The organism is Haladaptatus sp. DYF46 (assembly GCF_021083305.1).
GTDB lineage: Archaea > Halobacteriota > Halobacteria > Halobacteriales > Haladaptataceae > Haladaptatus.
This window is the reverse complement of record NZ_JAJFAY010000008.1, coordinates 1-12,997: the sequence shown is the minus strand read 5'-3', so window position 1 is coordinate 12,997 and position 12,997 is coordinate 1. Positions and strand designations below refer to the sequence as shown.

Sequence of the window (12,997 nt, the reverse complement as noted above, 5' to 3'; positions counted from 1 at the left end):
CTTTTTTACGCGGTTCTACCCGCGTTGGCAGTGACTGTTCTGCTCTCTGGATACTCGTACACTGCGTAGGATCGTGGTGAGAGCAGTAGTGAGCAACAGGAGAAGTATGCCAACTTGTTTGAATGTTTCAAGAGTTACTCCTTCCGTCGGAAAAGAAAGCAGTGGGTCTACTCGAAGAAGAGCTGCCCAGAGGATTGTAAAGCTAACAAGAAAGATCACCTCACCCCAATGTTGTTGTCGCTCAGTTAGGTCTATTAGTTGGATAGATTTCATTACCTGGACACAGGTTGAACTCTAAGAAAAAAGTATCACTAACTCGTCCAACACTGATAAGACTACTAAACGAAACTGCCATAGACTGTCCTCCAAGAACGTTCTTGAGCACTATCGATGAGATTTTGCAACCAAATACGGTAGGTTGCTGTTACGTTGTTGTTGATGGTCTATGACCCTTGTTGACGAAGTTTCAAAATTCCGTTTCGGTCGCGATGATTGTTCTCGCTACATTGTGTACTGGTATCTGTGTGTTCGAAGTGACTGACCTACCGCTGTTCGGCATAGCCGATGGTCTCTTCCCACGCTTCGCCACAATCGTCGGCGTCATCGATAATCTCATGGAGGTAGTCGAGTTCGTCTTCGGAGAATGTGTGCCGGTCGTGTTCGGCATGGAGAACGACCATTTTTTCGTCACCGGTCAATTCGTTGATCCGCTCAGGGAAGTCTTCAGCCGCACTCGTGGCGGTATACTCTTGGAAAATATCGACCGTACCATTGCTGTGAACCATCACCCACAGATCACAGTACGGAAACACGGTGTACGCACCAGGCGGGTGATTGCCATCGTGGAACAGATTATTGAGTGCATCAGCACTAATGGTGCGTTCGAGTGGGGGCAAATCAGTGGGGTCTGTATCATGCACTTCGGCAACGGTGTAGACCACTTGTTCAGCCACCAAGGATTCCTGCTGGGCCATAACCGCGGTACACTTTCCTGAATCATAAGTAATTGGGGGAGATCTATGTGCCGGGGGATAATTAAAACGAGAATCGACCTCTAGATCTCACAGCCGGCGTGGGTACATTTATTGAACCGTAACGGTGTGGAAAATTCGAACAGATCATCGATGTAGATGCGCGCCAGAAAATGGATTCGCATCACGAAATGGAGCGTCTCGTTCTCCAGTTAGGATTGACTCTCCCTATCGATGGGCTCGAAGTTGAACTACTCCTTGTGGATTTGGCCGACAAGTGACTCGGAGTTTGCATTTCAGTGTGCTTCCAGCCTCGTTTCTGTACTCGAATAGGTTTTTAGCCTGTGAGAATATGATTTTCATAGCATACCCTGTTGTTATACTCCTCTCATACCATCGAATTCACGAGGGCTTAAACGCCCTTCTCCTATGTGACTTCGGACCTGCCAGTAGATGAGTGTATTATTTCGATTAATAATTTTGCTATACTGCATAAGCGTAGACTATCCAGGTTAGTGTTGCTATATCTGTGTGGTCGTAGGAATAGCCAGCTCTTGTGTGGTAGAAGAGCTGATTGCAGGAGTGATAGAACAAATTGTCCATTAATAGTGAGTTTGGTTTGGTAGACCAATGGACGATCAATCAGATCCACGACTTGACAAACGTATCGGACGACGAACGTATCTCCGAACAGCAGCCACAGTCGGACTCACAGGTGCCGGTCTTGGAAGCCTCGGAACGACTGCAGCACAAGGCGACGCGGAGACAACACAGCAGTACAACGTTGGCCATCAAACCAAGGCAGGACGAGCACATGCCAAACAGATTGCGGTAGACGTGCATCACGAATTCGATGTGCTGGATATCACCACAGTCGAAGTCGCAGTAAGTGACCTCGACACTCTTCGTGGGCATGAGGATATCCGTTTCGTGGAAGAAAACCCCGAGCGGAGCCTCGATCTCCCCACATCCGAGTCTGACCAACAACTGCTAGACGAACTCGAAGTCGAGCAATGGAACCCCAATGGAATCGAACGAATTGGTGCTCTTGCTGCACACAAACTCGGCGAGACCGGTCAGGATGCCCACGTTGCGGTTATCGATACTGGTATCGACACCACTCACGAGGACTTGCAGGCGAACGTTGGCGATGGTACCGCCTTCGTTAAGTCCACGGTCGACGGTGGTGAAGCGTGGGCGGATGACAACGGACACGGCACACACGTGTCGGGAACGATTGCAGCCCTCGATAACGATATTGGGGTCGTCGGGGTGAGTCCATCTGCGACGCTTCATCCTGTGAAGGTGCTTGATGAGCAAGGAACGGGAACCGCTGCAGCAATCGCTGCTGGGATCGAATTTGCGACCTGCCAAGGCTACGACGTCGCCAATCTCAGCGTGGGTGAACCAGAGCCAACGCAGACGGAACTCGAGGCGGTGCGGTATGCCTACGAGGACGGTCCCCTACTTGTTGCGGCGACCGGGAATGACGGCCAACCGAAAGTAGACTACCCTGCAGCACACGACGAAGTAATCGGAGTGAGTGCGATCGCGAGGGACGATTCACTGGCACCGTTTTCGAACACAGGCCCCGAAGTGAACTTGGCTGCACCAGGTACCCTTGTGCTCTCGACGATTCCTGGCAATCAGTATGGAGTCATGGAAGGGACCTCGATGGCGACCCCACACGTGAGTGGTGTCGCAGCGTTACTGGCTGCACACGATCTCTCTAACGACGAAATTCGCGAACTCCTCACCACATTCGCAGATGACATTGGACTCGGGCCGAACGCCGAAGGCGCGGGGCTTGTCAACGCGAGCGCCTCTGTCGAGCATCTCAAGACACTGCTCTGTTAATCGCAGGACTGCAAAGAAGAGGGAATGCTTGCAATCAGCTTTTATCGTTTCTCTTCATCAATTCGGCGTGAGTGCTGATGTAGCACCGTGGTCGACAGTCAAATCAGCACAGGCAGAAGTGGTCGTAGTTAGCGAGCGGATCAGTCTGGCGGTGGCAATGACTCATCTCGAGACGCGCAAAAAAGAGCGGACGATGGCGTCAGCCGATTGTCCGCGAGCGGGTGTAGACGATACGCTTTTGCATTAACTCTCGAGGGTGACTGAACCACCTACGAATGCGCCGTCGTCGTCTTCGGTGACTCATCGGTAGTAACCCGCTGGCGGTACCGAGAGATCTTCCGATACAGCACCACGCCGATGCCCACGATGAAGACTGCTCCGACGCCGAGTCCGACGACACCTGGGAGGTACGTCACGAGGGTATCGTAGGTGCCGTGGAGGAGTGCAGCGATGAGCAACCCTTTGACGACGATGGGCGCATACGACTTCGGATTGGCCTTCGCAAGGCCGAGGTAGTATCCGGACAGGGCAGTAAGGAGCACGTGCAACGGCACAGGTAATAGCCGCCCGATCGCCCCGCCAACAGCCAGTATGAGAACTGGTTCGCCGGTCGTCGAGGCTTGTGCAACCGCCTGTGTGATGTATTTTGCACTCTCAAAGGCACCAAAGCCGAGCCCGGCGGTGGCCCCATAGGCCGCCCCGTCAAGGGCAGTCTGGAAGTCCGACCGTTCGTAGGCGTATAGCCGGACAGCCAGCCACTTCACGAGTTCTTCGGCCGGCCCAACGACCAGGAGCAAAAACGCGGCCGTGCCGATGACGGGAATTACCGTGAAGGCGGGTTGTAGACCACTCTCAATGGGTAAGGCGAAACCCGCAAATGCCCCGCCGAGGAGGAACGTCACGACCAGTACTTGAAACGAGGTGGGCATCGGATCGGCCCCTCGGATGTACCGGATGATGAGCAGTCCAATGAGAAGCGTGAGCAGCCACAGACCGATGAGCCACGGATATTGGACCAGGTCTGTCCCCATGATTGCAAGCGGGTGAGCGACAAAGAGCACGCCGATCAGAGCCGCGAGGGCGACCCACCGCTGGACAATGATCCGGGAGACCCAGACAGCGAGGTGATCGAATCTCGTTCGGTCTTCCCAGGTTGTCACGTCGTACTGGTCCCCATCCCCCGTGTTTTCCTCCATGCGTTCAGACACCATGCACAGCCACGAGAACACCATAGTTAATTATTGAGTCAATTACTGCTTTGACGGGTGCAGATACTAATACTCGAAGAAAAGAAATTTAATACTCGGATAAGGATATGAGTAAAACGGCGGCTTAATTATGGACTCAATTCTCGCGTAGACGAGTGACGAGGACAGTACTCCAAGATACAGGGACTCAAAACGTGGGAGTAGGAGGTGAATCAAATGACAACTTAATCCAGAGACACCAGTGTTGATGCGCAGAACAGAATACACGCACAGACTGAGTAGTAAGTCCGGGCTCACTGCCTCATGTTGCACTAAGCGGGTGTGGACACACCTGGTCTCGAGTGAAGGACAGCTGTCGGGGGTGTCCACTGTACAGTCTAGAAAAATGGTGAAATAAAGTCTGTCTCGTGCATTTCGTCTGTCACCCGAGACGTTACACCTCAACCGAATCTTTATGCTCCTTCTTCGCCCTTACTTGGGTAGCATGGCGGGAGACCATCCACCCACCGACAGATGGGAAACTGATTCGGATCGAAGCGCCGAGGACGGTGGCGTGGAGCATGATTTGGACCTAAATGTCTCCGAATCCGTCCTGGAGTTACAACCGACGTTCGCGGCGATTGCACATCCACGACGACGCTACCTCGTCTACACGCTTCTCGAAGACACTGCGTGGTCGCTTGACGATCTTGCGACCAAACTGGCTGCGTGGGAGACCGACACTCCCGAAGCAGACATCGCAACGCTCACGCACCAAGAGATGTACGCGTCGCTCTATCACACCCATATTCCGAAACTCGTCGACTTGGATGTGATCGAGTTCGATGCTGATACCGAGACGATCACCCCCGACCATTACGCAACGCAGGTGTTGACGGTATTAGAAGGCGCTGGTGCGAGTCTTGATAATCGACAAGAAACGCATGCCCGAAGCGAATTCGATGGGGATGGCGATACGCAATAACAATGCCGAGCCGACGCAGCATCACTGCCTCGGAAATGACACGACACGAAAACACAAGCAACAGAGGAGACGACAGATGACCTCAAGCAAGGACCACACTGATGATGACACCGAACTTGCACAGGATGAAAATAACGAGATGGCGTTTGTGACGCAGGCTCACTACGAGCGAGCGAGCCACCGTGATCTCACCACCGAAATCATCTTCGCGATCGCGGCTGCCGAGGATGTCGCTCCGACAGAGATCAAGGATCCACCACTCTACGAGTGTGTGGATATCGCCGCGATTGAAGACGGCTTCTTTGGCAAGAAAGTCAACGGTCACTCACGCGATAGCGAGGGCAGTGTTTCCTTCCGATATAATCAGTATCACGTTGAAGTTGCCAGCGATGGGTGGATTACTGTGTCTGAACCCACTGCTCGTGGAACCCAGCCAGATTCGGAGTAATAAGGATTTCCAGGTCACTTCGTAGATTCTGGAGTATATCTTCTAGAATGTCAGATTTAGATATGACGCCATAGAAATCGGGTGAATGGTTGTCTGTTAGTCGAAGATGGAGTTATTCAGTGTTAGTATAGGATGCTAACTCCACTGTAAATAGGGAACCGATTGCAAGAGCAACGATACAGAACACAATGAGAAAGAGTTACGAATCGTAATTATCCCCATTGGGATCTTCGCTTTCATCACCAGCTCTCTGTTCTGCTTGTAGCAGTGCCTCAACACGTGGGTGTTCAGTGTACGAGATAAGTTGGAGCGAGGAATTGTACTCAATTACGCCGTAGTCTGCCAGTTTTGGAAGCTGAAGATGGTGGAGTTGGATCACTATCCGATCTTGATCAGTAGCCTGCGTTGTATCAGATGTTGTGTCGCCAGATGTGTCTGTACTGAGATGCTCCACCAGTGCTTCGAGTGGGACAGGCTGCTCAGCATTCGCAATGAGATACCGGAGAATCTGTCGACGTTGCGTATCAGCTACGAGCTTCAATAGCTCATCGAGTGAACATCGCTGGTCATCATCGTCCGGCGAAGAAACCATTTTGTAGAGATAACTGGAGTGTGTTCTATAAGCTCTTGGTCTGTTCTAACAAAGTGATTTAAAAAGCTCGGTGCATCAACACGAGTCTGAAGGTCAGTGTTCGGATGCACCGAACAGCACAGACTCCACGATAGCTTCGATGCCGTTTCGAATCCGATTGGACAACGACTGCTGGGTGATATCGAGTTCACTCGCCAATTCCGAGAGCGTCACCTGCCGAGGCGTCATGAAATAGCCACGTTGGAATGCAAGCACGATTGCTTCCCGTTGCTTATCGGTGACGATGTTTGCGAGTTCAGATGCTCCGGCATCACTCAACGACTGCATCTTGCCGAGTGTATACTCGACCTCATTGTCTCGACTCACGTTATGGAATCGCGTGAGCTGGTCCTGGGAGGGGAATAACAATTCGAACTCCCAGTCTTCGTCGCCATACCCGTGTGCATTTCGAATAATTCCCTCTGCGGTGGTGAGTCCTTCGAGGAAGGCACCAGCTGGGATATCCCAATTGAGAAGGTACAATCGGCGATCACCAACTTCGTCGATTGCAACGAATTGCCGGACGTTGGTGTCGTCTCGAACGCGCTGTTCGAAGGCCTCTAAATCGCCGTTCCACGCCCAAAAGATGGGAACCACGTCTGCACCGACAGGGACGATACGTTCAAACTCGATGTGGACGTCTGTTTCGGCGGTGAGCATTGTCCCTAACGGGAAGTTCTCCGGAGGAAGCGACAGCTCAACAATGACCGCCATATATCTGGCTACTCTGTATAGCATCTTAGGCATTTGGTGGGAGAGAGAGTCTATGCTGTTGTTTGGGGGAGCATCATTGGATGATCCATTCCAATTGTTGGTGGCCCCTAACTAACCCACTGCCGCTTATACTGCCCACAGGAAGTCAACCGCGTAAAATCGAGTAAATAGAGAAATCGACCCCGCTGCCGTCGTACGTTCTATTTCGGTTATCAAATCAATTACGCATTTAGAAACGCGCCGAAATCACCCATCACAGACAATAAAGACGTATTGAATAGGGCCGTCTCAGGGAGCATATGCAGCCATATCGCTAGATCGCACCGTAAACAACTGCCAGCCAGACCTGAAGTGAATACGCTGAAGTTAGTATGATATACTAACCCCTGTTAGTACCTGTACCGCCGAAAAGCGAACGATAAGTGAATGGGGAGGGCCGAAAGCGTTCGCAGAGGTCAATCAGCGAGGAAGTCGGTCACCCACACATCAGGGCGGGGTGGGTGCAAATCGCCCATCTCAAGCACCGCATCCGGTACAGCGAGACGATGGCCGCACGGACTCACATGGACCCGCGACGGACCCGCCACCGTCATCGTCCCAACAACTCCCAAACAGTGGGGACAGCGGTACTTCTGCGTCATTCGGTGACCTCCTCGACGCGCAGCGACCCACCGCAGTCGCCACAGCTATAATCCTCTGGCTGTTTGACTGCCTTCGAGCGTCGATAGCGGGCGATCTTCCCGCTGCACTTCTCGCAAATCACCCACCAATTCGGCGATGTGAACCGCTCGCAGTACTGTGAGGTGTCGAGTGCATCCGTCCAGCGGGCGAACGTTCGCCCGTGGTCCGCTTTGCCGAACTCGTGATACTGCCATGCGTGAATCAGTTCATGACGCACGGTCGAACTGAATTGCTCCCAGCCGTGTTGCTCGAATGCGTCCCACGAAAGCGTGATCGTTATCTCACCGTTCGCAGGGTCGTATTTCGTCGCTCCTGCCGACCGCTGTCGTTGGGTCGAGATTTCCCACGCAACCGCCTCAATCGGTAGATTGGGAAAATGTGCGGCCGCGACGTCCGCCGCGTGCTGTTGCGCGCGGTCGAGCAGGCCGCGCTCTGTCGTCAGTGTGTCTGCGCGTTCGGCCGCATTCGCACACTCCGTCAGCGTTCGCTGGGCACCATCGGACAGCGTTGTTTGGCGTGACATAAATGAAAAGAGTGAGACGAGGTTAGTTCGGCAGTTCTTTGCGACCCGTACGAACGCACGGCCAACACGGGAAGCCATTCAGGCCGTCACAGTCGCACTCTGCTGATTCAGTGTCGTCTTCGTCTGTCTCGTCGTCCGATGGGAACGCCGTGAGCGTCCCGTCATCAGTCGCATTCTCGACGGCAGTCATGTGCTTGCAGAACGCGCTCCGGTGGACGTGATGCGGGCAGGTACACGCCATTGCGTCACCCGTCACGTCGTCCAGCGTCACGACGTATTGGTGGTCTGTGGGGTTGTCGTGACTCTCGTTGGTCACTTCGACCTGTCCGGGAGCTTCGACGCAGAAGCCGAACTGTTCCCACTGCGCGCGTTTCTGTGCCTTCTCGTCAGATTCAAGTTCCGTTGGCGATTTCGTACTCATGGGTTTACTCTGGTTTGAGAAGCCCACTCCCGCGCTGCTGGTACAGCGCGGGGAATTCTGATTTCCCCCGAGGGAGCGACCTTCTCTCCTCTTACTATGTGGTAAAGGGTCATAAAACCACCGGTTTACTACATGGTAAGAGGTTTTATTAGTCCAGAGAGTCAACTGAGAGTATGGAACGCGACCGGAATGAACAGGGACAATTCGAGGAGAAAATAACCGACAAGGATGTTCTAGCAGTCATTCAGCAAGAGCCAGTGCCTGCCCAGACAGCCGCATCAATCGCAAATGCACTTGATGTCGAACGGCCAGGTGTCCATAATCGTCTCACTCGGCTCCACGAGGAGGGGAAGGTCGAACGGGCCAAGCTCACACCACGAGTTGTCATCTGGTGGCTTCCCGATGACTCACCAGAGGAGGTTCATGATGAGCACTGAGACGGTTTTACCGATCATGCCATGAACGTCATCACTCACATCCGAGACAGCAACGAACTGTTGCTGATCTTGCTTGACGCGTTCGCCCTGTTCGGCCACGGCTGGCTTGCCGCGATCGCTGGCAAGACGGTTGCTGCCGCGGTTGAGATCACGCTCATTGTCCTCGCGGGGCTCGGTATCCGCGGCGATGTGCGAGATTTACTCGCGCGTTCGTCGCGAGTGTAGGACAACAACAAGTCTCTCACTTTTGCGGGAACCACCGCCAAGTCAGAGGTACATCATCCCGCTTTCCGTTCAATTACCGCCAGAAAATCAGTCGTCAGTGTCGTCGCTATCCGGGTTGAGCGCTTCAATTTCCTCTTTTGAGAGGTTGTCCGCTAACAGTTCACGTCCAAGGTCAGACAGTTGATATAGACTATCTTCGCGTTGTTCAAGGAAGCCAGCATCACGAAGCTTTCTCAGTCGTTTACCGGTGTAATCTGCATCATAGTCAAGATTGGCAGCAAGGACTTTGCGAGACATAATGAGGTCGTGGTCTCTGAAGAGCGCCCAAATCTGGTAATCAATGCTCGAAAACCACGAAATCCGCGGGATCATGTAGAGCGTATCAAAACGGGATAACCAAAAACCGGTTCGGTACGGGTTCGATAAGACCCTCATAGCAGTTGTAAATCTCCCCTATGACAGTTAAAACTAAGTGGGGCGAATTCACAAGTGTGAGCTAGAGCTTAGCGCGGGCGCTCTGCGTCCAAAAGTACGAACGGACGTGTGTTTGCACCACACGCCCGCGTTAAGCCGCTACAAACCGCATATGAACCATTCAGCTACACCGTCAAGGAATTTTCCCCATAACCGAGTTGAAACGACTCAAACTCGCCTCACACGCCAGTGGAAGCAACCATCTCCCGGAGTTGGCGCACTCAATTTGCCGGATGGAACGCACACTGTCCTCCTCGCACAATCTGGCAGCGCATCCATCCCAGTATGCCATTTGGCACGCAGTGATGCCAAACCGTTGTGCGGCTGTCATGGGTCGTTCACGCGGGTTGCAGTAGAACACGCACAGTCGGAAGTCGATCGGCTGTGTGAAAGCTGCCGTACCCAACAGAACGGCGTCGAACCAACGCGACCATGCCCTCGGTGCGGCGCACCCGTTCGGACGAGTGCCTGGCCCCAACACGTTCGGAGCTGTGAAAATGAGAAACGCTAGTGCCACTCGCCAAGACGGAGAGTACCACTCACTGCGACGGCGGTCGCCTCGCTGCAGTGTGAGTGGTGATCCGCAAGGCACTGATCAGAGTTCTTTCTTAGAACGAATAGCAGCGAAGCGAGGTACGAATCAACGCTGTCAACGCTTCGGTCAGAAGCAGGAGGCCGAGCAATGACCGACCAGCAGACGGTCCTCGCGTTAGAGTGTACGGATACGATTCAGATCCACACCAAGAGACGCACGCTCATGGGCATCGTCTATCAGTGTGAGCATTCCAAACCCACACTCTCCTGTCGCGGCCCTGAACCCGGTGAACACGTCCTGTACGTCACTACGCCGTCGAACGATCTGTATCGGCTGCAGTACTGCTACTACGACGAGTACGAGAACACCGAGGCCAAGCTCGATCAGTACGGACACACTCCCTCCGGCAACTACGCCTGGTTGCGAACGCATGCGACTGTCGAGTGCATCGTCAACCCAACGGGAGGTGAACAGGCGTGAGTGAGTCCGCTCCAACGCTGTTGAATCCTCACGATGCCGACTTACTCGTCCAGCATCTCTCGCCCGGTGATTGCGTTCGCATCACGACCACGAAGTCACTACGGACGATTTGCACGGTCAACACAACGAACCTACCGACACACTCTGGCCCGCATCTCGTTCTGACGGCTCCACCGATCACCACGACGGCACAGGACGAACTGCAGTACCCCACCTTCCACTGCACCAGTCAGCCCAATTCCTCCATGACTGTTTTCGAGTACACCCACACCGCTAGCGACACGACTACCCGTTGTATCGGTTCGCTCACCACCATTGCCCACCTGCCGCGTCTCTCGACGCCAGCAGAGAACACTGCGGCCACAGTGGAGGTGCCCGCCAATGAGTGACACCACTACGTCCGGAGCGTCCAGTGTTCTCAATGACAACGACGTCTCGGTCAGCGACCTCGCCAAACACATCCAGTCGCTTACCGACCGTGTTGACGATCTCGAAGCAGAAATCGCCGAGAGAGAGGAGCGAATCGATGAACTCGAAGAGCGAGTTGATGCCAGAGAAGATAAGGCAGCAAAAGCGAAAGCCCACAGAAAGGCACTTGCCCGCAAAACGCAGTCCTCTGGCGAACGCATCGATGAGTTGCAAGCCCGCGAATTCGAGAAAGGTGCCCACCTACTCGCCGACAACGTCGACAAAGAGCGGATCACTGTCGATGGCAACAAACTCGAACGCATCACGAAAGATGACGGCAACACTTACTTCCGACTGCCCGGTGAGGAAGACGCGCTCGGTCGCGGTGGTGCCGTCGCCCATTCGACGGCGGATCTCCTCCCGATTCAGCGACTTGCCCGCTATGACGACGAGATGCTTGCGTCCGTCACGAATCGAAAACCCGACGAGCTTGCGGGGAAGGTGTGGCGTGAACGTGATGATGCTGGTCGCTACTCACTCTGGTCGAAGGGCAGTGGTGAGATTCGTGCCTACTTAGACGCATCAGAGCTGGCTGATTGGATTCGTCTGAAAGAGTCTGGTGTGAGCAAGAAATACTCGCAAGAACTTGCTCGGCGGACGATAGACGCGATGCACGAACTCTCGAATGGACGGCTCGGGAAAATCAAGCGTCAACGATCGAAGGACGGATTGAGCTACCAAGAGACGCGCCTTGTTCTGAAAGCCGATGTCGAGCTTCCCGGTGAAGTGAACAGCAAAACTACGGACGAGAGTCCGACCACAGACGGGGTTGCCGGAGAGTAGCGTGGTCGGGACGAAAACACGCCCGAGAGGGACACGAATCTAACACGAAAACCCACACAAACGCGGTTGTGGACGTCCCGAATTGACACAGTTCGGGACAGACGCCGTACGGCTACTCGTAAGTACGGTAGTTGTATCGGCATCTATCGGCTCAAAGCCAGCGGGAGGGGGAGAAGTTGTACCGGCCACCGTGTCTGTGGTCGGAAATACGTGATCGAATCAACCGGGATTGTGCCCGTCGAATCACGACCGACGATGATACTTAAGTGGCGGGACCCATACTCTGTACTATGGCAGCTGAAATCTCCGAACGTGTCCGTGAAATCGCCGACGCACGAGGTGTCCCTGAGTCGGAGGTTTTTGAGCAAGCCCTTGAACTCGGAATCGCGGACCTCTGGGAGAACGTCGTCCTCGGGAAATATATCGACGGTGAGCGATCTCGTGAAGAGGCAATCGAGCTGGTTGGACTCGAAAATGTTCAGCGAGCCGATCGCGAAGCAGCAGCCGTTGAAGAGGATGTTGACTGGGGCCTCAACGCGTGACGATCGTTGCGGTCGCGGATACTGGCCCACTGATCCACCTTGCAGAAATCGATGCACTCGACTTGCTGACAGCAATCGACGAGCTACTGATTCCTGAAACAGTGTATGCAGAACTCGAAGAAGGAGGAGTCCCGCCGGAGTTCTCAAACCATGAGTGGGAACGGATTGCTGTTTCAAAACCACTCGATAGCGGTGCTGAACTGGATGCAGGCGAACGAGCGGCACTGGCAGTAGCTCTTGAACGAGACAACGCCGTCTTTCTCACCGACGACCTGGCAGCACGAGAGTTCGCTCAAAACCAGAATATCGAAGTCCACGGTTCGATTGGCGTGGTTGCACTTGCGTATCATCGAGATATAGTATCAAAAGATGATGCAGCATTGCTCATGCGGGCCCTTCAAGCGGAAACAAGTCTCTTCATCACCGACGCGATCGTCGAACGTGGGATCAAACTGTTACAGTCGAATTCCGACTAAACCGCGAATGCGGGTCATCAGCTCTTCAAGACGGTCCAGCGCTCGGAACAGAATACCGAGTTAGTCACCTTCCGCGAGAAACGTGCCGAGAGTCAGCAGGTCGAAGACAAGTATCTCGATGTGCTTGAGCACGCGAAGAACGTTGCCAAGACGAACGAC

The 12,997-nt window shown here is 53.8% G+C and carries 18 protein-coding genes; 10 read left to right on the top strand and 8 right to left on the bottom strand.

Annotated elements, in window-relative coordinates:
* Nucleotides 1–542: 542 nt before the first annotated feature.
* Nucleotides 543–974 carry a HalOD1 output domain-containing protein gene (locus tag LJF34_RS24515; protein WP_231188597.1) on the bottom strand — a complete coding sequence of 144 codons (432 nt, stop codon included), beginning with the start codon at nt 972–974 and terminating at the stop codon, nt 543–545.
* Nucleotides 975–1,601: 627 nt separating this feature from the next.
* Here LJF34_RS24515 and LJF34_RS24510 point away from each other — a divergent pair.
* Nucleotides 1,602–2,828, top strand: coding sequence for a S8 family peptidase (locus tag LJF34_RS24510; protein WP_231188596.1), 1,227 nt, complete (start codon nt 1,602–1,604; stop codon nt 2,826–2,828).
* A gap of 269 nt (nt 2,829–3,097) precedes the next feature.
* On the opposite strand, the gene LJF34_RS24505 is transcribed toward LJF34_RS24510, so the two are convergent.
* Nucleotides 3,098–4,024 carry a PrsW family intramembrane metalloprotease gene (locus LJF34_RS24505; protein WP_231188595.1) on the bottom strand — a complete coding sequence of 309 codons (927 nt, stop codon included), beginning with the start codon at nt 4,022–4,024 and terminating at the stop codon, nt 3,098–3,100.
* 496 nt (nt 4,025–4,520) lie between these two features.
* Here LJF34_RS24505 and LJF34_RS24500 point away from each other — a divergent pair, with 496 nt between their 5' ends.
* Both LJF34_RS24500 and LJF34_RS24495 read left to right on the top strand, forming a co-directional pair.
* A complete protein-coding gene (locus LJF34_RS24500) occupies nt 4,521–5,000 on the top strand; it encodes a hypothetical protein (RefSeq protein ID WP_231188594.1) in 480 nt (159 codons plus the stop codon).
* Nucleotides 4,960–5,448, top strand: a complete 489-nt coding sequence (locus LJF34_RS24495; protein ID WP_231188591.1) for a HalOD1 output domain-containing protein — start codon at nt 4,960–4,962, stop codon at nt 5,446–5,448. Before LJF34_RS24500 ends, LJF34_RS24495 begins: the two co-directional genes overlap by 41 nt.
* Before the next feature lie 199 nt (nt 5,449–5,647).
* Here the strand turns inward: LJF34_RS24495 and LJF34_RS24490 are convergent, their stop codons facing one another.
* From LJF34_RS24490 to LJF34_RS24470, 5 genes are all read right to left on the bottom strand, one after another.
* Entirely contained in the window at nt 5,648–6,040 is a 393-nt protein-coding gene (locus tag LJF34_RS24490; RefSeq protein ID WP_231188589.1) for a hypothetical protein, read from the bottom strand.
* Nucleotides 6,041–6,133: 93 nt separating this feature from the next.
* Complete coding sequence (locus LJF34_RS24485) at nt 6,134–6,793, bottom strand: helix-turn-helix domain-containing protein (RefSeq protein WP_231188587.1); 660 nt, start codon at nt 6,791–6,793, stop codon at nt 6,134–6,136.
* 455 nt (nt 6,794–7,248) lie between these two features.
* The gene (locus LJF34_RS24480) at nt 7,249–7,434 is read right to left on the bottom strand and encodes a hypothetical protein (RefSeq protein WP_231188586.1); all 186 of its coding nucleotides are present in this window, start codon (nt 7,432–7,434) and stop codon (nt 7,249–7,251) included.
* The gene (locus LJF34_RS24475; protein ID WP_231188584.1) at nt 7,431–7,997 is read right to left on the bottom strand and encodes a SprT-like domain-containing protein; all 567 of its coding nucleotides are present in this window, start codon (nt 7,995–7,997) and stop codon (nt 7,431–7,433) included. Before LJF34_RS24475 ends, LJF34_RS24480 begins: the two co-directional genes overlap by 4 nt.
* Nucleotides 7,998–8,019: 22 nt before the next feature.
* Nucleotides 8,020–8,418: an SWIM zinc finger family protein gene (locus LJF34_RS24470; protein ID WP_231188582.1), complete on the bottom strand. Its 399-nt coding sequence runs from the start codon at nt 8,416–8,418 to the stop codon at nt 8,020–8,022.
* Between the two features lie 173 nt (nt 8,419–8,591).
* On the opposite strand from LJF34_RS24470, the gene LJF34_RS24465 reads away from it, so the two are divergent.
* Nucleotides 8,592–8,855 (top strand): hypothetical protein, encoded by a 264-nt coding sequence (locus LJF34_RS24465; RefSeq protein WP_231188580.1) that lies wholly within the window; start codon nt 8,592–8,594, stop codon nt 8,853–8,855.
* Nucleotides 8,856–8,876: 21 nt separating this feature from the next.
* Complete coding sequence (locus LJF34_RS24460; RefSeq protein ID WP_231188578.1) at nt 8,877–9,080, top strand: hypothetical protein; 204 nt, start codon at nt 8,877–8,879, stop codon at nt 9,078–9,080.
* Between the two features lie 87 nt (nt 9,081–9,167).
* Here LJF34_RS24460 and LJF34_RS24455 read toward each other — a convergent pair whose 3' ends face one another.
* Entirely contained in the window at nt 9,168–9,515 is a 348-nt protein-coding gene (locus LJF34_RS24455) for a phage repressor protein (protein WP_231188577.1), read from the bottom strand.
* Nucleotides 9,516–10,236: 721 nt separating this feature from the next.
* Between LJF34_RS24455 and LJF34_RS24450 the strand changes: the two genes are divergently transcribed.
* The 5 genes from LJF34_RS24450 (at nt 10,237) to LJF34_RS24430 (ending at nt 12,838) form a co-directional block, all read left to right on the top strand.
* A complete protein-coding gene (locus LJF34_RS24450; RefSeq protein ID WP_231188576.1) occupies nt 10,237–10,569 on the top strand; it encodes a hypothetical protein in 333 nt (110 codons plus the stop codon).
* Nucleotides 10,566–10,958 (top strand): hypothetical protein, encoded by a 393-nt coding sequence (locus LJF34_RS24445; RefSeq protein WP_231188575.1) that lies wholly within the window; start codon nt 10,566–10,568, stop codon nt 10,956–10,958. The genes LJF34_RS24450 and LJF34_RS24445 overlap by 4 nt, the downstream gene beginning before the upstream one ends.
* A complete protein-coding gene (locus LJF34_RS24440) occupies nt 10,951–11,820 on the top strand; it encodes a hypothetical protein (protein WP_231188574.1) in 870 nt (289 codons plus the stop codon). The genes LJF34_RS24445 and LJF34_RS24440 overlap by 8 nt, the downstream gene beginning before the upstream one ends.
* Nucleotides 11,821–12,110: 290 nt before the next feature.
* Nucleotides 12,111–12,362 carry a hypothetical protein gene (locus LJF34_RS24435; protein WP_231188573.1) on the top strand — a complete coding sequence of 84 codons (252 nt, stop codon included), beginning with the start codon at nt 12,111–12,113 and terminating at the stop codon, nt 12,360–12,362.
* The gene (locus tag LJF34_RS24430; RefSeq protein ID WP_231188571.1) at nt 12,359–12,838 is read left to right on the top strand and encodes a nucleic acid-binding protein; all 480 of its coding nucleotides are present in this window, start codon (nt 12,359–12,361) and stop codon (nt 12,836–12,838) included. Before LJF34_RS24435 ends, LJF34_RS24430 begins: the two co-directional genes overlap by 4 nt.
* Nucleotides 12,839–12,997 lie beyond the last annotated feature (159 nt).

Bases quoted from the DNA above. Each gene is read 5' to 3' on its own strand.
- LJF34_RS24505 (WP_231188595.1), bottom strand. From the start codon at position 4,024: ATGGAGGAAAACACGGGGGATGGGGACCAGTACGACGTGACAACCTGG.
- LJF34_RS24480 (WP_231188586.1), bottom strand. From the start codon at position 7,434: ATGACGCAGAAGTACCGCTGTCCCCACTGTTTGGGAGTTGTTGGGACG.
- LJF34_RS24515 (WP_231188597.1), bottom strand. From the start codon at position 974: ATGGCCCAGCAGGAATCCTTGGTGGCTGAACAAGTGGTCTACACCGTT.
- LJF34_RS24470 (WP_231188582.1), bottom strand. From the start codon at position 8,418: ATGAGTACGAAATCGCCAACGGAACTTGAATCTGACGAGAAGGCACAG.
- LJF34_RS24475 (WP_231188584.1), bottom strand. From the start codon at position 7,997: ATGTCACGCCAAACAACGCTGTCCGATGGTGCCCAGCGAACGCTGACG.
- LJF34_RS24490 (WP_231188589.1), bottom strand. From the start codon at position 6,040: ATGGTTTCTTCGCCGGACGATGATGACCAGCGATGTTCACTCGATGAG.
- LJF34_RS24510 (WP_231188596.1), top strand. From the start codon at position 1,602: ATGGACGATCAATCAGATCCACGACTTGACAAACGTATCGGACGACGA.
- LJF34_RS24460 (WP_231188578.1), top strand. From the start codon at position 8,877: ATGAACGTCATCACTCACATCCGAGACAGCAACGAACTGTTGCTGATC.
- LJF34_RS24440 (WP_231188574.1), top strand. From the start codon at position 10,951: ATGAGTGACACCACTACGTCCGGAGCGTCCAGTGTTCTCAATGACAAC.
- LJF34_RS24435 (WP_231188573.1), top strand. From the start codon at position 12,111: ATGGCAGCTGAAATCTCCGAACGTGTCCGTGAAATCGCCGACGCACGA.
- LJF34_RS24485 (WP_231188587.1), bottom strand. From the start codon at position 6,793: ATGGCGGTCATTGTTGAGCTGTCGCTTCCTCCGGAGAACTTCCCGTTA.
- LJF34_RS24465 (WP_231188580.1), top strand. From the start codon at position 8,592: ATGGAACGCGACCGGAATGAACAGGGACAATTCGAGGAGAAAATAACC.
- LJF34_RS24500 (WP_231188594.1), top strand. From the start codon at position 4,521: ATGGCGGGAGACCATCCACCCACCGACAGATGGGAAACTGATTCGGAT.
- LJF34_RS24495 (WP_231188591.1), top strand. From the start codon at position 4,960: ATGCCCGAAGCGAATTCGATGGGGATGGCGATACGCAATAACAATGCC.
- LJF34_RS24455 (WP_231188577.1), bottom strand. From the start codon at position 9,515: ATGAGGGTCTTATCGAACCCGTACCGAACCGGTTTTTGGTTATCCCGT.
- LJF34_RS24450 (WP_231188576.1), top strand. From the start codon at position 10,237: ATGACCGACCAGCAGACGGTCCTCGCGTTAGAGTGTACGGATACGATT.